This is a genomic window from Parapedobacter koreensis, assembly GCF_900109365.1.
GTDB lineage: Bacteria > Bacteroidota > Bacteroidia > Sphingobacteriales > Sphingobacteriaceae > Parapedobacter > Parapedobacter koreensis.
In genome coordinates, this window is the sequence record NZ_FNZR01000015.1 from 35,167 (window position 1) to 61,430 (window position 26,264).

Annotated in this window: 27 protein-coding genes; 14 read left to right on the forward strand and 13 right to left on the reverse strand. The window is 50.0% G+C overall.

The features are described 5' to 3' along the window. The first annotated feature begins 9 nt into the window (after positions 1–9). The 5 genes from BMW65_RS23170 to BMW65_RS23190 are packed head-to-tail and all read left to right on the forward strand — an operon-like array spanning position 10 to position 7,857. Positions 10–3,111, forward strand: coding sequence for an RHS repeat domain-containing protein (locus BMW65_RS23170; protein ID WP_090609329.1), 3,102 nt, complete (start codon positions 10–12; stop codon positions 3,109–3,111). A gap of 37 nt (positions 3,112–3,148) precedes the next feature. Then, positions 3,149–6,733, forward strand: a complete 3,585-nt coding sequence (locus BMW65_RS23175) for a DUF6443 domain-containing protein (RefSeq protein ID WP_177181282.1) — start codon at positions 3,149–3,151, stop codon at positions 6,731–6,733. A gap of 4 nt (positions 6,734–6,737) precedes the next feature. Further along, positions 6,738–7,127, forward strand: coding sequence for a DUF3997 domain-containing protein (locus BMW65_RS23180; RefSeq protein ID WP_090609332.1), 390 nt, complete (start codon positions 6,738–6,740; stop codon positions 7,125–7,127). A 20-nt stretch (positions 7,128–7,147) separates the two neighbouring features. After that, positions 7,148–7,552: a hypothetical protein gene (locus tag BMW65_RS23185; protein ID WP_090609334.1), complete on the forward strand. Its 405-nt coding sequence runs from the start codon at positions 7,148–7,150 to the stop codon at positions 7,550–7,552. Between the two features lie 11 nt (positions 7,553–7,563). Then, positions 7,564–7,857, forward strand: a complete 294-nt coding sequence (locus BMW65_RS23190; protein WP_177181283.1) for a DUF1493 family protein — start codon at positions 7,564–7,566, stop codon at positions 7,855–7,857. Between the two features lie 58 nt (positions 7,858–7,915). Here the strand turns inward: BMW65_RS23190 and BMW65_RS23195 are convergent, their stop codons facing one another. The 4 genes from BMW65_RS23195 to BMW65_RS23210 form a co-directional block, all read right to left on the reverse strand. Next, complete coding sequence (locus tag BMW65_RS23195; protein ID WP_090609337.1) at positions 7,916–8,152, reverse strand: DNA-binding protein; 237 nt, start codon at positions 8,150–8,152, stop codon at positions 7,916–7,918. Positions 8,153–8,170: 18 nt separating this feature from the next. Beyond that, on the reverse strand, positions 8,171–8,377 hold the full coding sequence (locus tag BMW65_RS23200; RefSeq protein ID WP_090609339.1) for a hypothetical protein: 207 nt from the start codon (positions 8,375–8,377) through the stop codon (positions 8,171–8,173). Between the two features lie 180 nt (positions 8,378–8,557). Next, the gene (locus BMW65_RS23205; RefSeq protein WP_090609341.1) at positions 8,558–8,893 is read right to left on the reverse strand and encodes a DUF5615 family PIN-like protein; all 336 of its coding nucleotides are present in this window, start codon (positions 8,891–8,893) and stop codon (positions 8,558–8,560) included. 1 nt (position 8,894) lies between these two features. Then, positions 8,895–9,122 (reverse strand): DUF433 domain-containing protein, encoded by a 228-nt coding sequence (locus tag BMW65_RS23210; protein ID WP_177181284.1) that lies wholly within the window; start codon positions 9,120–9,122, stop codon positions 8,895–8,897. Between the two features lie 120 nt (positions 9,123–9,242). Between BMW65_RS23210 and BMW65_RS23215 the strand changes: the two genes are divergently transcribed. The 7 genes from BMW65_RS23215 (at position 9,243) to BMW65_RS23245 (ending at position 19,480) form a co-directional block, all read left to right on the forward strand. Next, the gene (locus BMW65_RS23215) at positions 9,243–9,482 is read left to right on the forward strand and encodes a hypothetical protein (protein WP_090609344.1); all 240 of its coding nucleotides are present in this window, start codon (positions 9,243–9,245) and stop codon (positions 9,480–9,482) included. 595 nt (positions 9,483–10,077) lie between these two features. Continuing rightward, a complete protein-coding gene (locus BMW65_RS23220; RefSeq protein ID WP_090609346.1) occupies positions 10,078–10,887 on the forward strand; it encodes a hypothetical protein in 810 nt (269 codons plus the stop codon). A gap of 357 nt (positions 10,888–11,244) precedes the next feature. Continuing rightward, positions 11,245–11,748 carry a DinB family protein gene (locus BMW65_RS23225; protein WP_090609348.1) on the forward strand — a complete coding sequence of 168 codons (504 nt, stop codon included), beginning with the start codon at positions 11,245–11,247 and terminating at the stop codon, positions 11,746–11,748. 473 nt (positions 11,749–12,221) lie between these two features. Then, entirely contained in the window at positions 12,222–15,281 is a 3,060-nt protein-coding gene (locus tag BMW65_RS23230) for a SusC/RagA family TonB-linked outer membrane protein (protein ID WP_177181285.1), read from the forward strand. 10 nt (positions 15,282–15,291) lie between these two features. After that, the gene (locus tag BMW65_RS23235; protein ID WP_090609351.1) at positions 15,292–16,830 is read left to right on the forward strand and encodes a hypothetical protein; all 1,539 of its coding nucleotides are present in this window, start codon (positions 15,292–15,294) and stop codon (positions 16,828–16,830) included. 415 nt (positions 16,831–17,245) lie between these two features. Then, on the forward strand, positions 17,246–18,109 hold the full coding sequence (locus BMW65_RS23240; RefSeq protein WP_245747728.1) for a CvfB family protein: 864 nt from the start codon (positions 17,246–17,248) through the stop codon (positions 18,107–18,109). Positions 18,110–18,112: 3 nt separating this feature from the next. After that, a complete protein-coding gene (locus tag BMW65_RS23245; protein ID WP_090609352.1) occupies positions 18,113–19,480 on the forward strand; it encodes a Gfo/Idh/MocA family protein in 1,368 nt (455 codons plus the stop codon). Positions 19,481–19,529: 49 nt separating this feature from the next. On the opposite strand, the gene BMW65_RS23250 is transcribed toward BMW65_RS23245, so the two are convergent. The 5 genes from BMW65_RS23250 to BMW65_RS24625 form a co-directional block, all read right to left on the reverse strand. Continuing rightward, entirely contained in the window at positions 19,530–20,093 is a 564-nt protein-coding gene (locus BMW65_RS23250) for a dihydrofolate reductase family protein (RefSeq protein WP_090609354.1), read from the reverse strand. 118 nt (positions 20,094–20,211) lie between these two features. Continuing rightward, positions 20,212–20,949 carry a DUF3307 domain-containing protein gene (locus BMW65_RS23255; RefSeq protein ID WP_090609355.1) on the reverse strand — a complete coding sequence of 246 codons (738 nt, stop codon included), beginning with the start codon at positions 20,947–20,949 and terminating at the stop codon, positions 20,212–20,214. Continuing rightward, positions 20,946–21,545 (reverse strand): SatD family protein, encoded by a 600-nt coding sequence (locus BMW65_RS23260; RefSeq protein ID WP_090609357.1) that lies wholly within the window; start codon positions 21,543–21,545, stop codon positions 20,946–20,948. Before BMW65_RS23260 ends, BMW65_RS23255 begins: the two co-directional genes overlap by 4 nt. A gap of 204 nt (positions 21,546–21,749) precedes the next feature. Then, positions 21,750–22,046: a hypothetical protein gene (locus BMW65_RS23265; RefSeq protein WP_090609359.1), complete on the reverse strand. Its 297-nt coding sequence runs from the start codon at positions 22,044–22,046 to the stop codon at positions 21,750–21,752. Beyond that, complete coding sequence (locus BMW65_RS24625) at positions 22,043–22,282, reverse strand: MarR family transcriptional regulator (protein WP_245747729.1); 240 nt, start codon at positions 22,280–22,282, stop codon at positions 22,043–22,045. The genes BMW65_RS23265 and BMW65_RS24625 overlap by 4 nt, the downstream gene beginning before the upstream one ends. Before the next feature lie 79 nt (positions 22,283–22,361). Between BMW65_RS24625 and BMW65_RS23275 the strand changes: the two genes are divergently transcribed. Next, positions 22,362–23,318, forward strand: a complete 957-nt coding sequence (locus tag BMW65_RS23275) for a manganese catalase family protein (RefSeq protein WP_090609360.1) — start codon at positions 22,362–22,364, stop codon at positions 23,316–23,318. A gap of 68 nt (positions 23,319–23,386) precedes the next feature. On the opposite strand, the gene BMW65_RS23280 is transcribed toward BMW65_RS23275, so the two are convergent. From BMW65_RS23280 to BMW65_RS24740, 3 genes are read right to left on the reverse strand one after another with little or no spacing between them, the layout of a single operon-like run. Beyond that, the gene (locus BMW65_RS23280) at positions 23,387–24,334 is read right to left on the reverse strand and encodes an alpha/beta fold hydrolase (protein ID WP_090609362.1); all 948 of its coding nucleotides are present in this window, start codon (positions 24,332–24,334) and stop codon (positions 23,387–23,389) included. Between the two features lie 12 nt (positions 24,335–24,346). Then, positions 24,347–25,075 (reverse strand): alpha/beta hydrolase, encoded by a 729-nt coding sequence (locus BMW65_RS23285; protein ID WP_090609364.1) that lies wholly within the window; start codon positions 25,073–25,075, stop codon positions 24,347–24,349. Between the two features lie 51 nt (positions 25,076–25,126). After that, complete coding sequence (locus BMW65_RS24740) at positions 25,127–25,252, reverse strand: hypothetical protein (RefSeq protein WP_262497353.1); 126 nt, start codon at positions 25,250–25,252, stop codon at positions 25,127–25,129. Between the two features lie 22 nt (positions 25,253–25,274). Here BMW65_RS24740 and BMW65_RS23290 point away from each other — a divergent pair, with 22 nt between their 5' ends. After that, on the forward strand, positions 25,275–25,565 hold the full coding sequence (locus BMW65_RS23290; protein ID WP_090609365.1) for a Smr/MutS family protein: 291 nt from the start codon (positions 25,275–25,277) through the stop codon (positions 25,563–25,565). On the opposite strand, the gene BMW65_RS23295 is transcribed toward BMW65_RS23290, so the two are convergent. Continuing rightward, positions 25,521–26,162: an O-methyltransferase gene (locus tag BMW65_RS23295; RefSeq protein WP_090609370.1), complete on the reverse strand. Its 642-nt coding sequence runs from the start codon at positions 26,160–26,162 to the stop codon at positions 25,521–25,523. The genes BMW65_RS23290 and BMW65_RS23295 overlap by 45 nt on opposite strands. Between the last annotated feature and the right edge of the window lie 102 nt (positions 26,163–26,264).

A 26,264-nucleotide genomic window follows, 5' to 3' on the forward strand; every position in this document is an offset into this window, starting at 1 on the left:
CATACAAGCATGAAAAGAGTGTTTTGCAGCTACATCAGTTATGCTGCCGTGCTGCTCTGCGGCATTGGCTGTGCACTTAGGGTTTCGGCACAGCTGAACTCATCGACATCGTTTCCCATGTTGACCACTCCTCCGCCAAAGGCGACAATGATGGACAGGTTCGGGAGTTACCCGGTTAGTTTCTACACCGGCCTTGTCGATATCACCATCCCTATTTTTACGATAGAAACCAACGGAATAACCGTTCCAATCGAGTTTAAGTACCACGCTTCCGGGCTTAAGTACGATGACCTTCCGATGGAGCTTGGCTATGGATGGACACTGATCGCTGGGGGCACCGTTTCTTACAGCGCAAGGGGGGCGGCAGACATGAGCCCCCCCAGCGGCATCCGCCGGGATCCATTCATAAAGCCGGTGAATGAGATCATCCGTAACGATGCCAACGAAGGCAACCTGGATGCACACCAGAATTGGATTGGCTATGTTGCAGCTGGCAGCAAGCCAAACCAGACAACGAGTAGTGACTATTTTTCGGACAGTGAATATGATGTATTCAGCTATTCATTCCATAACTATAGTGGGCAATACTATACCCTCTCTGGAGAGGAGTCCATTCAGGTTCCGGCAAATGCCCTGCAAATTTCAGCCGGGGCATCATCCAATGTAATCATAAAAGACGATAAAGGGATTACGTATTCTTTTGATATGATGGAATGGGATTTTTACAGCCGGAACGCGGTCTATTATCTGAAGCGTATCATCTCAGCGGATGAGGCGGACACCGTGATGTTCCAGTACAGGACCTTCGGAACCGGGGGAACCAACAGCGTACGGAGGCCGGTCATCGATCGAACCTACAACGTGGTAGAAAGGGATCCGGCCACACGTCGTGGCTTTAGAGAAACAACGTTTGAATACGGCGGAACAGCGGGGATTACCTATAAGTCATATTACCCGCCGCTGCTTACTTCGATACAATACAGGGGAGGAACCGTGGAATTTACCTATCAGAACCAAACCACGTCCCGCTCCTTGAAGGAAATCAAAATCATTTCCAGCGCGGGCACGCCCGTCAGGAGCGTCAGCTTGATAAAACCAAGGACAGATTGGTTGGACGAAGTGGAATTCCGCGACCAATCAAACGGGAAGGTGTATAGTTATATACTTGGGTACAATGGAACGGTGAGCGGCCTCCAAGGGATCGACTACTGGGGGTATTACAATGGTGCAACGTTGAACACTTCGGGAGGATATGTGCCCAATTTCACGATTCCGATATTTAGCATAAATGGAACCAGCCTAACCGATCCGCACCAGATTCCCGGAATGGACAGGACACCCAACCAGACCTATATGCAAAGAGGAATCTTGAATAAAATTACCTATCCGACCAAGGGATATAGCCTATTTTCCTATGAACCACACAAGTCGGGAGGTAAAACGTATGGCGGCTTGCGCATCAGGGAAATCCAGAATTTCGATGAAAGCGGCACGTTGGTTGAAAAAAAATGGTACCGCTATGGAACGAATGAATCTGGGGAGGGCAGGGCAGCGTATCCGATAGCAAATACCTCGGATGTATTTTTTTCGGATGATTTCTGCAACTACAGCATGGTGGTAAACAGCATAATTGGTAACGGATCGCACTCAGCGAACCCCGGTGATATTTTACGGATCAGGCAGTATTATGCATTTCCAAAATTAGCATATTTCACCTCCGGCAGCTCGGTCGTATACCCGGAAGTGACGGAATATTCCGGAACCGGGACGGTATCCAACGGGAAGACCGTATACAAGTTTTCTGACGCTGCTGAAGAACGAATGCCGACATCCCGGTCTTATCGCCCGGACATTGCATTCAGGTCGTATTCATGGCGCAACGGTCAGTTGCTTTCGAAAACTTCCTATAATTCCAATAACCAGGCTGTGCACACGCTAACCAATGCGTATACCGTGATAAACGGTAAAGAACGCCTTAACCTCAGGGTATTGGACTATGCTGATATCGTGGGGGTTGAAGCTGAAAAGATAAAAAAGAACTTCAGCTGGTATCCGTATCCGGGGGCAATAGAGACGTTTTCGGGCATGATAGGAGGGAGCCTTTACGACTACTTCAATTATTACATTAATACAGGCCTTTCCGTACTTGCCAGTAGTGCTGAATCTGCTGACGGGGTAACGAAGCGCACCTACTATTCGGGTTACAACCAATATGGACAACCAAATGAGGTGCGATTGGTAGACAGCAAAGGAGCGGATGTCCTTACCAAATATAAATATCCCAGTGATTTTGGAACCGTAGAGCCCTATAAGACAATGGTAACCAAACGGATATTGGCACCGGTATTGGAAGAAGCCCAATACCTGAACACCACTTTTCTGTATAAGCAGTTTACGGAATATAAGAAATGGGGAAATCGGTTGTTTGCACCGGAATATATTAAGCAGCAGTATGGGCAAGCGACACCGGAAACGCGTTTGCGGTATCTTGAATACGGCCAGCATGGGAATCCCATCGCGATCACAAAAGACGGTGGAAGCAATGCTGTTTATTTATGGTCTTATAAGGAGCAGTACCCGGTAGCGGAGGTCAAAAATGCGACCAAGGCCGACGTGGCGTATGCGGGTTTCGAATCGGACGGAAAAGGGAACTGGAGCTATTCGGGGAACACGGCAGCCGATGCGACGGCCCCGACGGGGCGGCGGGCCTACAACCTCGGTGGGGGCAGCTTGCAGAAGACGGGGCTTGTCACCTCCCGGAAATACCTGCTGACGTACTGGGCCAAGAGTGCCTCCGCCACGGGCATCAGCGGCGGCACGGCGGTGGCGGTACGTACTCGCAATGGGTGGACGCAGTACCGGCGGGTGGTATCCGGAGTGGCCTCGGTGTCCCTCAGCGGCAGCGTGGCCGTGGACGATGTGCGGCTGCATCCGCTGGAGGCGCAGATGGATACATATACATATGATCCGCTGGTGGGGATGACCAGCCATACGGACGCTTCGGGCAACGTGTTTTACTACGGGTATGACGCCTTTGGACGGCTCAGCACCATCCGCGATCTGGAAGGCAAAGTAGTGGAGGATTACCAATACAAGTACCGGACAAATTAAGGGGGATACCATGGGAAACAAAGATATGAACCATACGATGAGACTAATTTTTTGCTGCATAGCACTGGTATCCGGCCTGTATGCGGATCCATCATACGGCCAGGCGGCCAATCCGACGTACAGCAGCTATTCGGGCCTGCCCGAGCTGAGCGGTACGCAAAGCGTGCGGCTATTGCCGGGCTTCCACGCCCCCGCGGGGAGCACGCTCCGCGTGTTCATCACGGGGACAACCTCACTGGGCGACGGGGCAAGTTCCAACCAAAACTATGTGCAAACCACCCGATATTTTTTACCCCTTGACGCGCCGGTGGCATCACCGACCTCGGCGCAGGCTATGCGTGACATCACGTACTTTGACGGGCTTGGACGCCCTTTGCAGCAGGTAGGGGTGAAAGCCTCCGGGGGCACGGGGTACAAAGATCTGGTCACGCCGGTAACATACGATACGTACGGGCGGCAGGACCGCGATTACCTGCCCTATGCGACGGAGACCGGTGCCGGGGGGACCTTCAAGTCTGGTGCGGTGGCACAGCAGGGGAGCTACTATTCGGGCACGGGAACGGTGCCTGTGGGTCAGGCAGTGAACCCTTCGCCCTACGGGCGTCGGGTGTACGAGCCCTCGCCGCTGGACAGAGTGGTGGAACAGGGCTTTCCCGGGGCCGTCTGGCAGCCCGCAGGCACGCGGGGCACAGGCTCGGGGCGCACGGTTGCGACGGAATACACGGCGAACAACGCGACGGCGTTCGGCACGGTGGCCACCACGCGGATGGCATCGCGCTACCGGGTGACGCTCGCGGGCGACGGCACCCCCACGCTGGTGCTGGACGGTACGTATACGGCAGGGGAACTTTACGTGACGGTCACGAAGGACGAGAACTGGGCCGGTGGGAGTAGCACGTTCGCCAGCCGCCTGCACACGGTGGAGGACTATGCGGACAAGCAGGGACGCGTGGTGCTCAGGCGTACGTTCAACGTGAATGAGGGAGTGAATGAGGTGCTGAGCACGTACTATGTATACAATGACCTGGGGCAGCTGTCGTTCGTGCTGACGCCGGAGCTTGGCGGTGACCGCACCGGCACCACAGCCCCGACATCTGCTGAGCTGACCACCCATGCCTACCGGTATATATACGACGGCCGCGGCCGGCTGGCGGAGAAGCGCATCCCCGGGCGGGGCGCGGAGAACTACGTGCACAGCCCGGCGGGATGGCTGGTATTCCACCAGGATGCCCGCCAGCGGTTAGAGACGGTTTCGGGATTCACGCCGGGCCAGTACCACACGTTCCACAAGTACGACGGGCAGGGGCGGCTCGTGCTCAAGGGCGTGGAGCGCAACCGCGTGCTGGATCGGGCGTCCATCCAGGGACTGGTGGACGGGCATGCCTACCAGTGGGAGGAACGCTCGACGGCCACGGGGAGCTTCCACGGCTACACGAACCGGGCCATCCCGCAGAACACGGTAGACATGGACGTGCTGGAGGTGCACTACTACGACGACTACGCGAACATCCCTTCCCTACCGCACAACGAGTCGGGCAGCTACAGCAAGCTCACACACGGGCGGCTGGTGGCGAGCAAGGTGAAGGTGCTGGACGTAAGCCCGGCGGTTTACCTGTGGACGGTGTACTACTATGATGACAAGGGCAACGTGGTGCGGGAGCGGAAGCAGCACTACCTGGGGGGTAGCATCGCATCCACGAAATTCGATGACATCACCACGGAATATACCTTCACTGGCCTATTGAAGAAGGAGACCAGAAAGCACCACACCACCAGTACCGCCACGCCGGAAGTGACGGTGGTGACGGAGTACGAATACGACCATCGGGAGCGACTGACGCACGCGTGGAAGAAGATCAATACGGGCACGCGGACGCTGCTTGCACGCAACACGTACAACGAGGTAGGGCAGCTCCGGACGAAGGGTATACACAGCACGGACGGCACTTCGTTCGGGCAATCGGTGACGTACAGCTACAATGCGCGGGGGTGGCTTTCGGATGCCAACGCGGGGCTTTTCCGGCAGATGCTGGGGTACAACGCGGGGAGCGCACCGCAGTACAACGGGAACATTGCCACGCAGGCATCCACTCGGCATAACATGGCCTCTCCGGCGGCGAAGGTCACCGATACGTACACCTACACGTACGATGCGGTGGGCCGGCTGACGGAAGGTACGATGGGTGGTGGCAAGGGCCGCGAGAAGCTGGTTTATTACAAGAACGGGAACATCAGGAGCCTGTTGCGCACGGGTACGGGAAGCGCAACGGTAGACCAGCTGACGTATAGCTACAATACGGCCGGACGGCTGGGTTCGGTGGTGGATGCCATCACGGCCGATACGGACGTGAACTACCAGTTACCCGGGACGACGAACTACACGTATGACGAGAATGGGAACCTGAAGACACGGGTGAACAGTGGCAGCGGACGCACGGGGAACAACATCACGGCGACCTCGTACAACTACCTGGATCTGCCGCGCAGCGTGACGGCGGTGGCGGGGAACGTGACGTACACCTATGACGGTACGGGCCGTAAGCTGCGTAGCGTGAACGGCATCAACGGGCAGACGCGTGACTACATTGACGGCATAGAATATTCGGGCGGCACGATGGAGCTCATCCACACGGAGGAGGGGCGTATACTGCGGAACGGCAGCACGTACAGGTACCATTATTTTCTGCGTGACCATTTGGGCAACAACCGCGTGGGCTTCGAGCAGGGCACGAATGTGGCCACGCCGAACTTCACGGCGGACTATTACCCGTTCGGTTTGCAATACCGCGAGGTGGTGCGCATTGGGAGCCCAAAAAATAATTACCTTTACAACGGGAAGGAATTGCAGGACGGGCTGAAGCAGTACGATTACGGCGCAAGGTTCTATGACCCGGTGATTGGAAGGTGGGGAAGCGTGGACCTGCTGGCCGAGGAGTTCGATAACGTATCCCCGTACAATTACGGGTTGAACAATCCGCTCAGGTTCATCGACCCAACGGGGATGGCAGCGGCTCCAATCTATGATGAAGACGGTAATCTGTTGGGAACGGACGATGAAGGATTGCAGGGTAAGGCCATTGTGATGAACGAAAAGGATTTCACGCAAGGTATGTCGCACGAGGAAGCCCTGAAGAAGAATCTGGGGGTGGCGGGATTGAAGGGCGATGAAGCAAAGTCTAATCTACTAACGAACTACAATAGTTTACCGAGCAGGCCCGACTATGACGGGCATCTTACTTTGGCAGAAGCAAATGAGTGGTTTAGAACGGGGAACGGACAACCCTTGTATGTCAGTTTGGATAAACTCGATTTATCAGGGATAAATGTGGAGAAATTCAGGGGTGTTGGTTCGGTTGAGACTTTTAACCTTTTATTGAATAGTAATTCTGTGAATGATGGTTTGGTTTATGGAAACATTGCATTGAAATTATATCCTAATAATCGAGTAAGAGCTTATGCTGATGAATATGATTTTAGAATGCATTCGTGGTCTAATCCGTTGAACTGGCCGAGAAACGCAGAAACGATAATAGGAGGCAGAGTAGCAGGGGTTGGAACTCCATATAATATAAACCTTACTGGTTCAAAATGGATTAGGCCAACGTATCAAGTAGTCAAATAATACAATGAAAGCACAAAGTATCATAGTGGCAATATGGTTGTTGGTCGGTTGCAGTGATGCAACTAAGGAACTTGGTAGTGGTTACTTTCTAAGTATAGAAGGGGAATCTGCAAACGCTATTTTTAATCGGGGGCCGGATGTGGACGGTATACCCCCATCTGTACTACGATATGGTTACAACAGCAAATTTATTATTGCCGAACAGAGACCGAGTCGGTTTAACGATGTTATGTATGACGCGATTGATTATAGCGATGGCCGCGAGGCAATGTATTACTGGGTTATTCTTAAAGAGTCAAAAACTGTTTTTGGGCCTTTAAATAAAGATGAGTTCCAGCAATTGCGAGAAAAATATAAAGTGCCTACTGACTTGGAATTAAAGAACGTTTATTAAATAGGAATTACTGCGGGTCCATGCAAGATGTTATTCCCGGACTATCGGAAAATACGACTGCGGAGCAGGGTGGTTTCCGTATCAGCCCGACTGGGCCAGCTTTGATATTGCTTGGTTCTCGTTTGTTACCTAAGTCTGGGGGAGTCGGCGGCGGCGGGGCAGCAGGCAGATGGACATCTGTGGCGTCTAAGTCGTTGCGGTGGGCCGACAGGGCTGTACAAGCCGGATTGGGAACAAATTACAAGTTGCCTGCGAAAGGTTTAATCCATAGGGCATTAGGTACAAGAATGGTAGGTGGGGCATTGGGAAGAGCTGTTCCCTATGCAGGCTGGATTTATACCGTTAGCGAAATAAGCTACGAGTTAGGCAAGTATTACGGGCCAAGCAAATGGTACGGTAATGATGACACAAAATGGTTTAGGTGATGGAAAAGGAATTGAGAGAGCTAATAGAATCGTATAATCCCCTGAAAGATGCGATAGGTAATCGCACAAGGCTTTATCACGACTTAAACATCTATGGGGATGACGCTGCCGAATTGCTGTCAAGGTTCTCGGAGTTATACGGAGTGGATTTGTCGAAGTTCCGTTTCAATGACTACTTTCCTAATGAGGGGGATTGGATATTGCCATCCATTCTTCGTTTAATAACATTGAAGCCGAGTAAGACGTATAAAGAATTGACGGTAGAAAACTTAGAAAAGGCTATTGAAGCGGGGTATTTAGAATAGTCCCGGCTTTCCGCTGCATTATGAGCCCGGCCGTCCAAACGCGCCGGGCTTTTTCTTTTTACAGCGCGGCGATGCTCTTGAGCTTTGCCGCCTTGATGAACGCATCGATGGTGGCGAAGACATGGGCGCGGGTGTCGCTGTCCAGCCCCTGCACCTCTTTCAGCCGTTTGAGCGTCTCGTTGTCGATGTGCTCGTACTCGCCGTCCTTTACGAGGTAGTCGAGCGTTACGCCGAGGTCTCCCTGCGTCATTTTCTTCTGCTTGCGCGCGAACGCCAACCTATCCCCAAAAGCCATATATACCTCTTTTGTGAGTTAAAAACGAATAATATGCGGAATATGGCCAACGTAGATGGATATTAGTTCCTTAGTCAAGTTGTTGCCGTCTTTACTGCTTTTGGCAGCGGGTATTATGGCAAAATACTCTTCCGGAGAAGACGGTTGGAAACCTTTGAAAAAATATTGGTTGTTCTTTGTCCTGCTTGGTGCGATTTCATTGGCCGTCAGGCTATACAGATTCATGGTGTAAAGCATAGAGGAATAACCCGTTGACATTGCTCCTGTAGCCCGGCCGTTTACGAGCCGGGCTTTTTACTTCAGTATCGCCTGCATCTTGCTCTTTGTGAGGAAATCGAGCAGGGCGAAGACATGCTCCCATTCGGCGGCATCGAGCCTGTCGATACGTGCGTGCCAGCGGATTGGTTATATGATTTCAAGGAAACCGTATTCCGTCGAACCGAATAACCCTTCGATGTCTTCCTTGTGTTTGATTAGTAATTGCTCCAAAAAGACATTGCTTTGGTTGCCCGTCCTTAATAAAACCACTTTTGGTGGAAAACCCCTCACATTGGCGAGATTCAGAAAATCATCGTCATTGGTAACGATGATTAAGTCGTTAGCCAAAGCATAATTCCAAATATCAATGTCTTTGGCAGGTACGGTGAGGCCAATATAATCTACGTGTAAACAATCTTCAAAGTAGACTTTAAGCTTGTTTGATAAACGCCAGGACAAGTTTGCATCCAAAAGCAGGTTCATGCTATGCGGCTACAATTTTGATGAAGGCTTCCCGGTTGGCGGCGAATGCAAGCGCAGCCAGAATGTGCTCTTCTTTCAATAGTGGGTAGTCTTCAAGGATTTCAGTATTGGTCATGCCGGAAGCCAGCCATTGGAGAATATCAACAACCGCAATACGCGTACCCTTAATACACGGTTTTCCGAAACGGATGTTAGGATCTATTGCGATATAGGATGAAAACTGTTCCATGATGTAAAAATATAAAAAATTTCATTAATGTCCAAGAAAGGAAATTGAGCTGTCGTAGAACCACTTTGCCACATTACGAGCAATAAATAAAAAGCATATCTTTGGTAGGTTAGACGTTCTTTGAACAGGCTGAAATCCGGCTGTAAGGAAAATGGCCGGAACGCGAAAAATCTGTGGAAAGTCATACGACTATGGCGCAAGGCCTGTCCCGAGCGCAGTCTCGGGAATCCGGTGATCGGCAGGTGGGGAAGCGTGGATCTGTTGGCGGAGCGCTTCCAACCCTATTCGCCTTATAACTACGGATTGAACAATCCCATTATAGTGATTGATCCAAATGGGATGGCAGCGAGCCCGATTTAAGATGAATATGGTAATCCGCTTGGAACTGATGATGAAGGGTTGCAGGGTAAGGCCATTGTGATGAACGAAAAGGATTTCACGCAAGGTATGTCGCACTTTAGCAGACGCAAATGAGTGGTACCGAACGGCTGGTGGTTCTCCGTTATATGTGGACTTGGCAAAAATAGATTTTAGCACTGCTTATGAATCGAACATCAATTATAGCAGAGACGGAAAATCCGGTTATGTTAATTTGTTTTTAACCCAATCTCCGATGTCGATGTTAAGAAATGAGGGCGGCAATGTTTGTGGAACAGTACTTAGTAAATAGCACCCCAAAAGTTGGACACAACTATTGGGGTGTTTTTCTATGAGGTGCGCGAAGACATACCCCAGCCCGGCGATATCAATGGCGCAGTGCCGCGCTTTATAGGTACAGCCTATCAAAATTTATAGCCTATGCCTATCAAATTTATAGCCAAAACGAATCATAGGCAATCGATTCTCTGCATAGCTTTGCTGGACAAAAGATACAGCTATGCAAACACAACTGACCAGATTCCCTGGATACTGTTCGATCCAGCGATTATTTTTCACAAGGGGTAGGGCAAAAACAATGGTACTGTTGGCCTTAATAGGCTTGACCATTCCAATTCTTAAAGGGCAAACATACACGGGTGTATTTCGTACGGTACCGGATAATACGGCCTACCATCAGTTCAATAGGAATGGTACGGGGACTGGTGCCGCGGTCTATATGAACCAACTGAATACCACCAATGCCATATTGCGCCTTTCAAGTGGCACGGCCGTGGCCAATGAAAATGTGGTATTCACGGTGGAAAATGACGGGAAAATGGGCATCGGCACGGTTAATCCTTTAACCAAAATCCATCTGGAGGGGTCGGCTGGTAGGTTTATCACCTTGACCCGTTCTGGTCTCGCCAAAAACGCTCATATTGGATATGGTACAGCGAATAGCGGCGGCATTTATCTGGGGACGGATGATAATACCTATATCATCTGGGCGCAGCAAAATGGCCGGGTAGGCATCGGCACAACTAACCCCCAAGCGAAGCTTGCCGTGGAAGGTACCGTCCTTGCCAAAGAGGTAAAGGTAAAAACAGACATCGCCGTGCCGGATTACGTGTTCTCGCCGGAGTACGAACTGCCTAAGCTTGCCGAGGTGGAAGCCTACGTAAAAGAACACAAACACCTACCGGAAATCCCTTCCGCCAAGGATATCGAAAAGGAAGGCCTGGACCTGGCTGAGATGAATCTCCTGCTGCTGAAGAAGGTGGAAGAATTGACGCTGCACATGATTGAGCTAAAAAAAGAGAATGAGGGACAGGCAAGTTTAATTGCAAACCAGCAGAAGGAACTGAAAGGGCTTAAACTCGTGGTCGTAGGGCACCTGAATCAATAATGAAAAGGGTAGTTGGCAACTGCTTCGTCCGGTGACTGGCCTATTAACTAACACATCCAACTGACGCCACGCGGAACGAGATTGATTTATTACGTAGACCATAAGCTGAAAACTAATAGCGTATACACTATGGGTAAAGGAAATAGGAGATTCTACATACGGTCTTTATACGGATGGTATAATCATTCAAACATATCAAATGCATGTCGGTGATATCCTTTATCCTGCCCAGAGCGGCATTGTCTGGTTCCATATCCGTTTTGTCAGAGAGACAGTATAGTGACACCCCGGGGTTTCTCAGATTTTTTTATAATATTCGGTGGTTTTTTGCGATTTTTATCGTAAACTTTACAACATATGATACTGCAATACTTGATAGGGGAATTTGAACTTGAAGTAAACAACACCCGAAAATTATTAACCATGGTTCCTGAAAAAGACCTGGGGTACAAACCATCGGAAATCTCTTGGACGATGGGCCAACTGGCCCAGCATATTGCCACCATCTACTATTGGTACGTGGGTACGCTCACCAAGGATGTATACGACATGGCCACCGATAGCCTTGAACGGGGCGCTCCCGATGATATCAACGCTACATTGGCGCTTTTTGAAAGTAATGTAGAGAAAGCGCGGACGGCTTTAAAATCCCTCACTGCGGAGCGATTGCAAGACAACTGGACGATGAAAGCAGGGGAAAAGGTCATCCTCGGGCCTATGCCAAGGGGCATTGTCTTGCGTGGGTTTCTTTTTAATCACATCTATCATCACCGGGGTGAATTGATTGTCTATCTACGTGCAACGGGAAATAAAGTGCCAGGCCTGTATGGCCCTACATATGAAGAAAGCAGGAAAAACTAATCGTAAAAATTGTCGTCAATAGCTGGTACTGTGCATAAATTATGCCTAGGATGCGCATGATTTATGAGTATAAATGTCTACTGAATTGATATACATTTGCATCGTTATTTCATGCTGGCTCGGTAGCCAGCGTATCTAAACAGTTATTTATTGTTGTATTAGTTAAGAAAAGCCATGCACTACCGTACATTTATTTTGCTGGGGGAATCGCGAGTGTCAGCGAATCCAACGATCTCAACCTTTATTCCTACCTTTCTTTCAACCCACCGAATGGCCATGTCGGCCTGCCGCTATATGTGCATGTAGCCGTGCCACTGTAAGCAACCGTACGGCCAACAGCTGTACGAAATCATCCAACTAAAATTCTTCAATCCATTGAGCGCTGCAAGAGGCCTTGCGGTGCCAGCCTTATCGGCGTCGCTGCTGGTATGGGCCTATGATGTTTATTAAATTGACGTATTAACCGTATGACCATGAATAAAACTATGTACTTAAAACGTAATCGAACCCTGGCCGGTAAAATGGCCGCTATCCTGTTGCTCTTTTTGCCCATATGTGCCTGGGCGCAGGAGACGAGGCCGTTGATCAACTCCACGCTGGATGGCGTGGTACTGGACGTGCTGACCAGGGAGCCGCTGGCGGGCGCGACCCTGCAACTGGAAGGGGTGACCCACAGCACAACGACCGATAGGGAGGGAAAGTTCCGCTTCGTGACAGGGCAGCGATTCCCGTACGCCATCGTCGTATCCTACCTGGGCTACAAGACCATCACGGTGGTGGCAGACGGAAGCCCAATAACTGTTCTGCTGGAGCAGGACGCCACGGGGCTGGATGAGGTGGTGGTCACCGGCGTGGCCGAGGGAACCAGCCGCAAAAGGCTTTCGTTTGCCCTCACGAAAGTAGACAATGAATTGATCAATACCGTGCCGGCCACGGATGCTTCCACGTCGCTGCGGGGCAAGGTCGCGGGATTGCGCATAGACCAGTCGGGCGGAAACCAAGGTGCCTCCGTATACTTGCGGGGCTCGAAATCCGTGACGGGCAACATCGAGCCCTTAATCGTGGTGGATGGCTTTGTGACCGGCCTCCGCTTGGCTGACCTCAATCCCAATGATATCGAATCCATCGAAGTGGTGAAGGGCGCGGCGGCCTCGGCCCTTTATGGAACCCGGGGTGAGGGCGGCATCATCCAGGTGCTCACGAAGCAGGGGCGCAAAGGCAGGAAGCTCGATATCACGGTCGATAACGAGCTGGGCTTTTCTGATGTCTTATTGTTGCCACCTACTTCCAATCGCCACCACTTCAAAGTAAACCCGGATGGTTCATTCCTGCTGGTGGATGGTGCCCGGGTGATTGATTACCAAGAAAATGGGTTTTCAGTGAACTTGCATCCTTACAAAGATTTTTATGACAATACCAAAAACATACTTGGCCGGAATAGCTTTTATACCAATTCGGCATCCGTATCAGCCAATGATGACAGGTATTCGGCTTATCTCTCCGCGCAAAACCAATACCGGGGCGGCGTGTCTGACGCGGTAGGGGCAGATACGCGGCAAAACCTATTGTTCAACCTGGGCTATAAGGCTTCGCCGAAGGTGACCGCGGATATCACGGCACAGTACTCGCATTTTGATAGTCCTTCGGAGGCTGTCTCGTCCCGTTCTGATGGACTCCTGTATTCGACGCTGCTGGTAGAGCCCCACATTAACTTGGCAGAAAAGGGTGATGATGGGAGGTACGTGTTTTTTCCAAGCGGAAGTGACTTGCCGGGCACGCAATGGTCAAACCCGCTTTATGAGCTTTCCAACAAGGAATATGGGTATATCACCGAAAATCTCCTGCTGGGGGGCAAGCTGAGGTATGCCATCACTGATCACCTCAGTGCGGAAGGTTCGGCGTCGTTGCAAAACAGGTATTACAATTCGGAGGTGTATTATCCCATCGGCTTTCAAACAATCACGCCGAACATCAACTTGAATAATGGGAACTATGCTTTGGCTACCCAGCGTACGGATACCAGGAACGGGCAATTGCAGCTGAATTATAACCGCAGCACCGGCAAGTTTGACTGGGGCCTCACGGCAAAGTTTGTGTACGAGTCTTCCAAGCAGACCGGGTTTGGTGGGTCTGGGCGGAACCTGACGGCTCCGGTAAAAAGCTTGAACGTGACCGAGCCTGCCACACGGTCGCTGTCTTCATCATGGGCAAAAACGGTCAACTACGGCTATTTCCTGAATGCCAAAATCGCGTGGGATGACAAATTGTTCGTCGATGGGCTGGTGCGGCTGGACCAGAGCTCCCGCTTTGGGCGGGATGTGGGTACGGCGGTCTTTCCGCGGATATCGGCGGCATACCGCATCACGCAGGACGTGGATTTGAATGCGCTCACCGAATTAAAATTCCGGGTGGCATATGGACAAGCGGGAAGCTTGCCGCCTTTCGGGGCAAAAGATAGCCGGGTGGCCATCTCAAATTCAGGTGGGGTGAGTTATACCCAGAACGATAATACCGACCTGAAACGTGCCGTCACGGAGGAGACGGAACTTGGTTTTGATGCAACGCTTTGGGATCGGGTGAATGTCCAATTCAACTATGCCTTTTCAAACAGCACCAATGATTTTATAGCGGTGCCGGCATTTGCGCCCATCGCTGGGTCTGCCAATATCTACGACAACCTGGGTGCCGTGAAATCCAACTCGCTGGAATTGGAGATCAATGGAAGAGCAGTAAGCAAAGGACGGTTTGCCTGGACGCCGGGCTTGACCTTCAGCCGTGTCCGAAGCGAGATTACGTCCTTGGGCAATGTGCCCGAGTTTACCTCCGGTGGATACCGTAAAGCTGTAGGAGCCAGTACCACGGCCATCTATGGCTACAGCATCTTCTCAAGCTTATCCCAATTGGAAACCAACGAAGCTGGATTGGTGATCAATGCGGGCGATGGCACAAAACGGGTGGACGATTATGCGGTCAATGAATTTGGCGTCTTGGTGGAAAAAGCGGCGTTGGGTACCGCAGATGAGGCTCCGGTGTTTTATGTCAATGAAGCAACCGGAAATGCAAAAATCATTGGCGACGCCATGCCTGATTTCAATGTCGGGTTTGCGAATACCGTCTCCTACGGCCCATTTTCGTTGTATGCCGTGCTGGACTGGCAACAGGGCGGGCAGAAATTCAATGAGACGGCCCAATACCTTACCTATGTCTATCGCTCCGAGTTTTCTGACCTGACGGCGCAGGCGGGCAAACCGTTGAACTTTACCACCCGCGTTTTCAATGCGTCCCAGGTGACCGATTATTGGATAGAAAGTACCACCCACGTAGCGCTGCGCGAACTCTCACTGTCCTATAAGATTCCTACGGAAAGGCTGGGGATCAAAAAAGTACTCCAAAATGCCACCTTCTCCCTGATTGGGCGCAATTTATTCATATGGACCAACTACAAGGGCGTAAACGTCGATGGGATTGGCCAGGATGGATTTAATTATCCATCGTATCGAATCGTCTCCGGAAAATTGACCTTTAATTTTTAAGATAAAAGACATGAAGAAATATAGTTATTACCTTGTCCCGCTGATTTTAATGGCATCGTGCGAATCCATCGGTTTTGATGATCCCTCAACCCTCACTAATGCCGAGGCGATCCAGAAGATAAAGAGCCTCGGCTACGTGCTGACGACGAGTAGCGTGCAGACGGCTTTCGAGACCACGACAAATAATGCCGGAGGCTCGCATTTCAGCCTTTGGGCCGACCAATCTACCAACACCAACGGCAGCCAGTCTTGGTGGGACTTTGCCAATGAGCCGCGGCTCCGGCTCAATAATAACGCTGCATATCGGGGTAATGCGGCGGTGCGGGAGGTGTATTCCAATTTCTACCAGGCTAACCTGGATGCCACCAAGGTGATTGATATCATCGAAAACCAACAGGTGCGCATCTATGACGATGCGGGTGCCGATCGCACGGCTGATTGCTTGGTGGGAGCATATTATGCCAAAGGAATTTCACAGGGGTATCTGGGGGTGATTTTCGATAGGGGAATCATTGTGGACGATGTATCCCTCAGTGTGAGGGAGTTTCCGCATTCGTATAAGGATTTGATTGAAAATGGGATTGCCCATCTGGATAAAACGCTGCAATTGGTGGAAGCCACGCCTGACCTGCGATTCGATTTCCTGACTGGCATAACGATTTCTCGCGACGACTTGATCAGGCTCACCAACTCCATGGCTGCACGCATACTTTCATCGGTAGCTCGGGATCAAGCGGAAGCCGAGGGATTGGGCGATGCGTATTGGAACAGGGTATTGGGCTATGCGAGTCGGGGATTTACAACGGATTTTCTCATCACCACCGTGGTGGGTGGCTACTACAACGCATTGGTGGATGTGCTGGAGCGCCCATACGGGGGTGCCACGTATGTGCCGGTGGACATCAAGATTCCTTACCTGGTGGACAAAAACCATACTACGCCCAATAGCTATCCGGTAGACAATTCGATTATCTTGGGTCCCATTGAGACGGATGATGGGCGTTTTTACACGTATTTCGCGTATACGAGCAACTTCGGCATCCTGCTCGAAGCGCGTGGGCGCAACTTGTTTAGCAACTACGTCCGGACGCGCTGGATGTATCCTGCATTGTCGACGCTGAACGTGGCAGGGGCGTCCAACCCCTATTTTTTGGCTGAAGAGTTACGCTTGTTGCGCGCGGAAGCCAAATACTGGCTGAGGGACTATGCGGGAGCTGCAGCAGAGCTCAACGCCACAAGTGCCGCGCGCAAAGCCAAGGGTGGATTGCCGGATATCGCACCCAACCCGGCTGATTTGCGGGACGCTCTGCACTACGAGTATGCCATTGAAATCGACGCTGCCGGGGGCACGTTTGTGCCCTTTACATTCATGCGCAGGCATGACCTGCTGCAAGGGGGGACGCCCACCCAATTTCCCGTGCCTCAAATCCAGCTGGAGCTCATTGGCTTGGATACCTATACATTCGGCGGCAAAGATTACGCCGGAGAACGGGGCATATATGGGGAGCTTGCAACGGCCAACGACAATGGCTGGAAGCGCTCGCCATAAGGACGTGTAGATTGCCTTCACCGCGGCGGCTAATCGGGGCTGCCGCGGTCCTGGAATCAACAGGCTAGCCGCGAGGGAAGCATGGATCGCTTAATCATACATTCCGATGTGCCTGAAAATCTTCAGTGGGCGTGATGGTACCCCAAAAAAACAGCTGGTATAGGGATAAGGGATGATTGGCTTTCATACGACTGTATTTCAGGCTAATATAACGATTTAAGATGGAAATCGAATGGGTTTCTTCTGATGGACGACAACAAATGCTGTACGCACCGTCATTTTTTGTAATTTAGCCCTTATTAAAGATAAACTGATGCAAACAGATTTGTCATTTGGGTAAGCAGGTGGATGAATGGACAAAAGGAAAGGCAATGGAGAAAATTTTAAGGAAGTAAGCGCATGACGCAAATTATAAATGATGGCGGAATTAGGAAAATATAACATCCTCAGGGTAGCGGGGAAAAATAGCGACGGCTTGAGCCTGTCCGATGGGGAAAATGAAATTTTATTGCCATCCGCGGATGTGCCCCCGCAGACCGAAGTCAACGACACGATTACTGCTTTTGTATTCCTGGACAAAGCCGGGCGGCTGCTGGCGACTACCAAACAAGCCTTGGCAGAGGTCGGTGATTTTGCTTATTTAACGGTTGTCGATGCTGGTGAAAACGGCGCTTTTTTAGATCTGGGTATCAGTAAGGACGTATATGTGCCGATCAAAGAACAGCGGAGACCAATGCGTCCGGGCGAAAAGCATATCGTTTACCTTTACCTGGACAGGCAGCATCAGCGTATGCTGGCATCATCGCGGCTACATAAGTATATCGACGAGGAGGATTTTGATTTTGAAGAAGGGGATGAAGTACAACTGCTCATCAGTGAAGAGACCGACCTGGGTTTCAACGCGATAATCAACAATCGTTATATTGGGCTCTTGTACCGCAATGAATTGTTTACTGATGTCGCCGTAGGCGACAAGCGCAAAGGCTGGATCAAAAACATACGCCTTGAGGGCAAGATAGACCTCAGCCTGCGGCCGCAGGGCTTCGGGCATGTGCTGGATACCAAAGCAGTGATCCTGCGCGCCTTGAAAGACGCTGGGGGAACGATAACGCTGGGCGATAAAAGTGCACCCGAAGAAATCCAGGCGCGTTTTCAGATCAGCAAAAGCGCTTTTAAGAAAGCCATCGGTGGGCTCTACAAAGAACGGCTCATCACGCTTGGTGATTACGAAATCAAACTCTTGGTCGGCCAGGCGCGATCGGAAATTATAAACCAATAGATTATGGCCAATCTTAGTCTGAATCGCAGGAAATTCATTCAAGGTGCTAACGCTGTATTGACGTTATCGGCATTGCAGGCGAAGGGATTCACATTTGCTCCCGCACCCGGCAACCTGCGGGTTGGTTTGATCGGCGCGGGCTGGTACGGGAAAAGTGACCTATTCAGGCTCATTCAGGTGCGCGATGTGGATGTTGTCGCCGTGTGCGATGTGGATAGGAATCAACTGGAGGAGGCAGGAAAGCTGGTCAGTGAGCGGCAAGCCTCCAAAAAAGTTCCGGCGTTATACAGCGATTATCGGAAAATGCTGGCTGATCACCAATTGGATCTGGTGCTCATCGGTACCCCGGATCACTGGCATGCACTGCAGGCTATTGACGCCATGGCGTCAGGGGCACATGTTTATTTGCAAAAACCCGTTAGCGTTGATGTACTTGAAGGAGAAGCCATACTCCGTGCTGCACGAAAATACAACAAAAAGGTGCAAATAGGCACCCAAAGGCGAAGTACCCCGCATCTGATTGATGCCAAAGAGCGGGTGATCGATAAAGGTTTGCTCGGTAAGGTATCCCATGTAGAGCTATGTTGCTACTATCACATGAGGCGGGATGGAAATCCACCGGTGGAGCCCGTTCCCGACTTTCTTGATTATGAGCTATGGACCGGCCCGGCACCTTTACGGTCCTATGATGGGCTGCCACATGGAAGCTGGTGGCGAACCTTTATGGAATATGGCAATGGCATTACGGGTGATATGTGTGTGCATATGTTTGATGCGGTACGCTGGCTGTTGCAGCTTGGCTGGCCCAGACGGGTCAGTGCAACCGGGGGGATCTACGTTCAAAAAGGAGGGAAGTCTACCATTGCCGACACGCAGACCGCCATTTTTGAATATGATGAGCTGAATTGTATCTGGCAGCATCGCACTTGGGGAAACCCTGCCGATCCCGAATACCCATGGGCATTTATCATTTATGGCGATAAAGGCACCCTGAAGGGAAGCGTCATGAAGTATGAGTTTATCCCTACCGGCGAAGGCGACCGCATTGCGAAAGATGTAGTCTACGAGAAGGAAGAATTTCCAGCGGATTTAAACGAGCCCCGGATTGAACTGCATACGGCACCGGCTACACGGCGCCACATGCTGAATCTCCTGTCTGCTATTGAAAACGACCATCTGCCTGTAGCGGATATCGAAGAGGGCCACATATCCACAGCCAGTTGTATACTGGCCAACCTATCCATGCAGTTGAATAGGCCACTTAGTTACGATCCGCAGCAGAAAATATGTATTGACGATCCGGAAGCGACAACACTCTTGAGGCGGCCCTATCGGAAGCCTTGGCAGCATCCGATAATTACCCTGCCATAAGGTTGTCGCCAGCCGTTCACATCGTTGGAGCTGTACTTGCGCGATCAGCTTAACTGAATTTTTTCGCATAGGTTAGTACGATACCGCCTGTCGAAAGTACCTGAGTAGAGATAAGGGATAAATTGTCAGGGGTTATTCCCCGGCTGAACAAGTGTCGTCCACTACCCAGAATAACCGGAGCAATTCCAATGCGGTACTCGTCAAATAACTGGTCGTTGATAAATGTCTCAGAAAGGTTAGCGCTGCCAAATACATACATATCTCCGTTGCCTTCCGCTTTCAGTTTGGCGATTTCAGCAGAAGCATTTTCTTTAATTAAAGTTGTATTATTCCAGTCGGCCGATTCCAATGTTTTAGAAAAGACGAGTTTCGGTATGTTGTTCATCAGGCCAGCGATAGTTTCTGGTTCCCCCGTTGCTTTTGTCCAATGGGCGGCCATTCCTTCGTAGGTTACCCGGCCGAAAACGAGGTAGTCCGCAGCGTTTAACTGTTCAAGGCTAAATTTCTCAAGTTCCTTTCCCCAAACCACGTTGTGAAAAGGTAGGTCCCAATGCTGGTTGCCTTCAAAATAACCATCCAAGGTAATGATGTTCCACATGATTAATTTTCTCATCGTATCGTCAATTTAGTCCGTTGGTTTAAAAATACGAAGTTAGGCAATTGAATCATTCAATCTGGCGGCAAAAACTGACAGGGTGAGGGGGTGAATGCGACAAAATAATTCATGTAATTCATTGTAACGACAAGCAGTACCTATACAATATGCTGATCAATAAGGCCAGCCCGAAACTAAGCAGCGTACCGATCAATACGTACTCTGTAAGCTTTCTGTCTTTAGCTGTTGATAAGTCGCTAAACCGGAAAATGGATTTTGCTGCAATTAAAAACCCGATTGCCTGCCATTGGTTCATTAAAATGAAGCAGAAGAGAAAAAGCCGTTCCAAATACCCGATATATTTGCCCGCATTGGTGAGCGAATCTTTTTCAAACAGCTTTTCTGGTGGGCTTTGCTGTGCTTCAAGGCCCCAACTCGATAGCGACTGTTTGATAATGATTGAAGAGACAAATGTGATGCATAGAATGGCCAGTAAAAAAAACAGTGTTTCATTTGTCAGCAATCCTTGTATGGAAATGGTAAACGGCTCATAGAGATAGACAGCTATTAGTATGAAGACGCTATGTGCCAATTGGTCTAGCCAAAATAATGTCGGCTTGTTTATTCTGCCGTCCAGGTGTGTTTTTATGACATCAATAAGTAAGTGGCTTGATAGGATCACTAAAAGAGCTTTCCAATAAAAGAAGTCAAATTTCAACAGCACCAGCATCGTTATTGCATGTACCGCGATATGGAGATACAGGTGCCGTGATTTGTGTTTTTTTTCTGACTTACTTTTTACCCATTTGTCGGCTTGGAAAACAAAATCCCCCAAGACATGGGCGAGAACTAATTTGAGGCCTAACGTGATCATAGTCTGCCGATTTGTTGTTTGTAAAAATGCTCCATTCGCATCACCGCATCGTACCCCCCTCTTTTGAGCGCTTCACTGATACTGCTTTGTGATTTTCCCATTTTGTTTGCAATCCCTTCCTGATTCATCTCAGGGTGCTCGATGGCCATTTTGATGACTTCGGCCACCGTAGGGCTCCAATTGTCTATGGTTAGTGCCGCAAGCGATAGCATCAGGTTTAGCACCTCGTCCAGTTTCTTGTTGCCGATCGCAATCCCCAGGGTTTGTTTCCTGAGTGCATCAAAGCATTCGCCAGAAAGGATAAACGCACTACCGGCAGCGGATGTAATCTTGTTGGCGGCGTGTTCCTCGGTGCCCACACCAATGGCTATCCTTACATCAAGTGGAGGTACCTGCCTCATTCCGGCCTTTATGTGGATGGCCGCCTTGAGGGCACCTTCAGGAGCGACGCGAATTTGGAAACTGTCCCCCCGGAATAGTTCCCAGTCATTCGGTTCCTTGCCATATTGGTTCAAGATACGTGTTAGCACGGGTTGCCATTCATTGGCAAGCTTCGTGCGGGAGCTGATGATGTCTCCGGTTAATACGCCTATCATGTTCTTTTATCTACCTTTGGTCAAATATCGGCTTTATATCCGATAACTGCAAATATCGGCTTTATGCCCGATAAAGATAGTTATCGCCCCTACACCCAATAATTGAGGCTATGCTTTTACAAAAAGCTTAGCTATGCAAATATACTAAAATTATTAGTTTTTTTAAGTTGAGAAAGAAAATTTTTTGACAGGGGAGATTAAGGATTAAATAGCGATACCGCCCTCCCGGCCGGTCCGTTTCACATTGCCTTGGTAGTAGTTATGAGCAAAATGAGCCAAAGGGAATCCGACAGCAATGATTAGTATACTAATTCCTTTAATCGCTTCGAACAAATGAACTTGGAATTTTGGTACATTTGTTATAGGCAGTACGATCAAATTCATCATTAACCAGACGAATAGGGCTAAATGTTGGATAAAATAAAAAGAAAAGGACTGTCCAAGAAAAAGCGATAAAAAAATGTATTGCCAAACCAAGCAAGGCAACATCATGGTCTTCATCGTATTATTCTTTTTGATTTATCGTCTATTTTATCAGCTTGTCTTTTTACTAATTTTTGCTTTTCAAAACGGTCTATTAAACTCGTAACTGCGCCGGTGAATAACCCTGTTATATTAGAAAGCTCTCCGGCTGTCATTTGTCCCCGTTGAAGCAAAAAACCTAAATATTTGTGCTTGTCAGTGGTCTGCTGTACTTCGGGATTTTTAGTTGGCCTAATTGCTAAAAATTGAAACAATGTATGCTCTGGGCCAGTTATGTAATGTATGAGGTGCGTATTGCTTCCTCGATTTTCTTACCCTTAAAAGAATGACATTATGTTTTATCACGTTCAAAATTTAATTAATCCTATTGTCGATGATCAACCCGATCCATCGGCAGCCAACGCGCTACAGGAAGGTCTTGGTGGGCAGTTTGGGGAAATGCGTACGATGATGCAGTACCTGTTCCAGAGCTTCAATTTCAGGGGGGACGGTATTCCTTACCTTGATTTAATTCAAGGAATCGGTATCGAGGAAATCAGTCATGTGGAATTGATTACCAAAACGATTTCACGTTTGCTGGATGGTGCGCCGGAATACCATGGCGGGAAATTTGATGTTCCCGGCAAAGGGGGCGCTGCGACCATGGATATGGCCAAAGAGCAACAAAACCCACACCATTTTATTGTTGGTGCACAGGGAGCACTGCCGGTAGACGCAGCGGGCAATCCCTGGAGCGGCTCGTATGTTCATAACCACGGCAACCTGGTACTGGATCTGATGGACAATTTGGTGTTGGAATCGACAGGAAGGACCCAAAAATGCAGAATTTACCAGATGTCTTCCAATAAGACGCTGAGAGCGACGGTGGCTTTTCTGATAGCGCGTGATGAAGCGCATGAAATGGCATTTGCCAAAGCACTGGAAACGTTGGGCATCGACTGGGCAAAAGCTTTACCCATTCCCAAATTTGATTCCTCGCAATATCCCGAGGTTAAGAAATTAATTGATGCCGGCATAAACCGAGAGCAATATACTTTCAGGCTGGACGGCTCACAAATGGAGAAAATTTTCCAGGGCAGTGCGCCTGCCAACGACGGGACTGAGCTGGTGACCTTAAAAGAGCCGAAAGAGTCCTATCCAATTCCGCCTGCCCCCGAACGGCCGGAAGAGTTTGCGCCGGGACTTGATCCCGAATTGCAAGAACTGGCCGATGCATTGAACGAGTTCAAGGAGAAAACGGTGAAGAAAATGGAAAAGAAAGCGGGGCCAAACCCGAGAAGTAAAAAGTAATCTTATATTGAGGCCGGGGTAGTGGGACGCATCACACTACCTCGATGTGGCCAATGAAGAAAACAGCGCTATTGCGGATCTTGTTTGCCGTCTGCCCAACCTGTTGCTGTCAAGGTCGTTTTCTCCAACCATTCGACTATGTCATGAAAAACCAGCTGCCGATCATGTTCGTTGAGTATTTCATGGCGCATACCCGGATAGCATTTCATGTCTACGTACTCAAACCCGCTATCCCGTAGGCCTTTGACGGTTTTTTCCACGCCTTTCCCGAAATCACCGATGGGGTCATCGGATCCGCTTACAAACAGAAACGGCATCCTTCGGGGGATACCTTCCGCCCCGCTTGGCCGGGTTGCTTTGACAGTGAGGGAAATGAGTCCAAAGAACGCGTTGTTGCTGAAATCCACACCGCACAACTCATCATCCAGAAATGCTTTTCTATTTGCTAAATCTGCGCTTAGCCAATTCGTGCCGTCATTCGGTTTTTCATGCTTGAATTTTTGGTTGTTGATGGTCAAAAAAAGTTTATTGAGCCATCTGCTGCGCTTTGTCGGCGCTACCAAGTTGGCCAGGTACAGCACCGGGAGAAACATCGTTGCCAACGGATTCGGGCCGCCTGTCCCCATCAGGATAGCGCCATCAAACCGGTGTGCGGCTTCCTTCAGTAGCAGGCGGGCAACAAAAGAACCCATGGAGTGCCCCATCACGATCAAGGGTATATCAGGGAAACGTTTTATGATGAAACCAGACATGCGTTCGGCTTCAGAGACCAAGAGCTGGTCGGGTTTTTTCCTTCGGAAGAATCCCAATTGCGCTTTGGTTTTCGCTGTACGCCCATGTCCCACGTGATCGTAGGTCAGCACGGCATAGCCTTGGCCTTTTAAATAACTCGCAAAGTCATTGTACCGTCCGCTATGCTCCTGCATGCCATGCAGCAAGAGGATGGCCGCCTTAATAGGGCGTCTGTCCGGCTCGTATGCCGTATAGTGAATATGGTGGGGGACAAGATTTTCCATTGGGATATTTCTCTAATTGATGAAACCAAGCATGCTTTTCACGGTTTCCGCCTGTTGCTGTTCCCTGCTGATCGTGGCGTTATTGTCGCCGAGCTGGAATCCGTAATAGCCAAACTGGGCATGGTTGGCCCCATCTATCCGGACGAATTCCGTTGTCATTGGCAGCTTCGGCTTGTTCGGCAGGATGTCGGCTTCATCCGCCACACCGTCCCGCGAACCGTATATTTTCAGGATGGGCAGCCTGCTATCCGCCAGCGAGATGTCCCGTGGGTGCGTGCTGGCGATCAGGATCAGCCTATCCACGAGGTCAGGATTTTCATACACGAACTGGGCCGCCATTTTAGCGCCTTGCGAATGCCCGGCGAGGATGTAGGTTTTGGTGGTGTCATCCAGCAAATGCAGCTCCTTGGGCTTGTTGTAGCCATATATGGCGAGCCGCCAGGGCATTTTCATTAGGTACACCTGTATGCCGCTGTCTGCCAGCGTCCGGCAGAGTGGCACGTAAGCACGGGGATCGACCATGGCCCCCGGATAAAACAGCAGCACCTTGCCGTATACATCTGCGGGGATGAATAAGTAGTAGTCACCGTTTTGCTCTACGCGGACAGTCCCGCCGTCTTCGAGCAGACCCTTATCCACGTCGTGCGATTGGTAGGAGTACAGCTGCCACGCCATGAAAGTCAGTCCCCCGATTATCCAAACCATCCGCAGGATGCGCCGGAAGCTCCATTTTTTTGCCATATGGTTTTCTTTTGTCAGTCCGTCAATTTACATATTTGACGTACGAATCGCTTATTTCTTACAGGTTTTTATGAATAAATCTTTCCGATGGCCGAAGGCGTGATGATGGTTGATGCTGCTTTCACCCAACGGTTTGAGCGTCTGATGACGGCTCAATGTAGCCCGGTTGTATTTCATTTGCACTTTGTATCTTTGTGCAATGGCACCGATCACCGAAGTAGACCTCCATACGCGGGCATTTCACCGTAATACCGCCGGCCTCACGGCCGAGGACATGGTGAGGCTAAGTATTGATCGGATGCGCTCGGCGCTCGATGCCGCTATTAGGCAAGGGCAGCAGGAAATCCGCTTTATCCACGGCCAGGGTACCGGTGCACTCAAAGAACGCATATACCACGAGCTTCGGATATACGAAAAAAACGGGCTGATCGAATCGTTTGAACCTTCATTTTTCAATAGTGGCGTTGTCAATGTCATTATCCGCTATTGAATTGTTAACGTCTCCTGCCCATCTTTTCACGCCAATAATAATTCCCGTTGCCCAATGCTGCTTAACGATCCAGATATCGTTGCGACCTTCCAAATGCTGGATGAGTGCAAGGGCTTTTTCTTGATGCCCCTCCGGCCAATTCGTTTGGGGCAGCATGTCATCCACAATATAGAGACCTCCTGGGCGGAGCATTGCTAATACCTCGTCCAACAGCAGGTATTTGCCATGCCAGGTGTCCGCAAAAATAAAATCAAAAGATTGCCCCGTATTTGCATGGACCCACTCGGCGCCATCAGACAATACCAATGACAGACGCTCATCATTGCCCAGGTGTTTCCTCGCTATTGCCAGCAGCGCATCATTATGGTCAAAAGACACCAATGTAGATGTGTCATCCATACCGTCAAGTATCCAAGCCGTAGCAAGCCCGCTACCCGTGCCCAGCTCCAGCAATCTCCCTCCGGGCTTGCTGGCGGCCAGCGTGCGCAGCAATGCGCATGTCTGCACGTCTGATGGCATGGTGAAACCAAGTTGGCGTGTTTCTTCGTCAATAGCATGGTATGCCTTCGGAAAGGATTGGTTTATTGTTTCGTTCATGGTGCTATCAAACTTACATAAAAATCGGGAATTATAATCGCGTTCAATAAAAATGGCGGCCACATCGTCCCTCCTTATTATCTTTATAATGAACTAAAGAAT

Bases quoted from the DNA above. Each gene is read 5' to 3' on its own strand.
- BMW65_RS23205 (WP_090609341.1), bottom strand. From the start codon at position 8,893: ATGAACCTGCTTTTGGATGCAAACTTGTCCTGGCGTTTATCAAACAAG.
- BMW65_RS23230 (WP_177181285.1), top strand. From the start codon at position 12,222: ATGAATAAAACTATGTACTTAAAACGTAATCGAACCCTGGCCGGTAAA.
- BMW65_RS23290 (WP_090609365.1), top strand. From the start codon at position 25,275: ATGGCACCGATCACCGAAGTAGACCTCCATACGCGGGCATTTCACCGT.
- BMW65_RS23295 (WP_090609370.1), bottom strand. From the start codon at position 26,162: ATGAACGAAACAATAAACCAATCCTTTCCGAAGGCATACCATGCTATT.
- BMW65_RS23260 (WP_090609357.1), bottom strand. From the start codon at position 21,545: ATGATAGGCGTATTAACCGGAGACATCATCAGCTCCCGCACGAAGCTT.
- BMW65_RS23195 (WP_090609337.1), bottom strand. From the start codon at position 8,152: ATGGCTTTTGGGGATAGGTTGGCGTTCGCGCGCAAGCAGAAGAAAATG.
- BMW65_RS23200 (WP_090609339.1), bottom strand. From the start codon at position 8,377: ATGAATCTGTATAGCCTGACGGCCAATGAAATCGCACCAAGCAGGACA.
- BMW65_RS23255 (WP_090609355.1), bottom strand. From the start codon at position 20,949: ATGATCACGTTAGGCCTCAAATTAGTTCTCGCCCATGTCTTGGGGGAT.
- BMW65_RS23235 (WP_090609351.1), top strand. From the start codon at position 15,292: ATGAAGAAATATAGTTATTACCTTGTCCCGCTGATTTTAATGGCATCG.
- BMW65_RS23265 (WP_090609359.1), bottom strand. From the start codon at position 22,046: ATGAAGACCATGATGTTGCCTTGCTTGGTTTGGCAATACATTTTTTTA.
- BMW65_RS23245 (WP_090609352.1), top strand. From the start codon at position 18,113: ATGGCCAATCTTAGTCTGAATCGCAGGAAATTCATTCAAGGTGCTAAC.
- BMW65_RS23220 (WP_090609346.1), top strand. From the start codon at position 10,078: ATGGTACTGTTGGCCTTAATAGGCTTGACCATTCCAATTCTTAAAGGG.
- BMW65_RS23275 (WP_090609360.1), top strand. From the start codon at position 22,362: ATGTTTTATCACGTTCAAAATTTAATTAATCCTATTGTCGATGATCAA.
- BMW65_RS23225 (WP_090609348.1), top strand. From the start codon at position 11,245: ATGATACTGCAATACTTGATAGGGGAATTTGAACTTGAAGTAAACAAC.
- BMW65_RS23280 (WP_090609362.1), bottom strand. From the start codon at position 24,334: ATGGAAAATCTTGTCCCCCACCATATTCACTATACGGCATACGAGCCG.
- BMW65_RS24740 (WP_262497353.1), bottom strand. From the start codon at position 25,252: ATGAAATACAACCGGGCTACATTGAGCCGTCATCAGACGCTCAAACCG.
- BMW65_RS23250 (WP_090609354.1), bottom strand. From the start codon at position 20,093: ATGAGAAAATTAATCATGTGGAACATCATTACCTTGGATGGTTATTTT.
- BMW65_RS23210 (WP_177181284.1), bottom strand. From the start codon at position 9,122: ATGGAACAGTTTTCATCCTATATCGCAATAGATCCTAACATCCGTTTC.
- BMW65_RS23285 (WP_090609364.1), bottom strand. From the start codon at position 25,075: ATGGCAAAAAAATGGAGCTTCCGGCGCATCCTGCGGATGGTTTGGATA.
- BMW65_RS23170 (WP_090609329.1), top strand. From the start codon at position 10: ATGAAAAGAGTGTTTTGCAGCTACATCAGTTATGCTGCCGTGCTGCTC.
- BMW65_RS23185 (WP_090609334.1), top strand. From the start codon at position 7,148: ATGCAAGATGTTATTCCCGGACTATCGGAAAATACGACTGCGGAGCAG.
- BMW65_RS23175 (WP_177181282.1), top strand. From the start codon at position 3,149: ATGAGACTAATTTTTTGCTGCATAGCACTGGTATCCGGCCTGTATGCG.
- BMW65_RS23240 (WP_245747728.1), top strand. From the start codon at position 17,246: ATGATGGCGGAATTAGGAAAATATAACATCCTCAGGGTAGCGGGGAAA.
- BMW65_RS23180 (WP_090609332.1), top strand. From the start codon at position 6,738: ATGAAAGCACAAAGTATCATAGTGGCAATATGGTTGTTGGTCGGTTGC.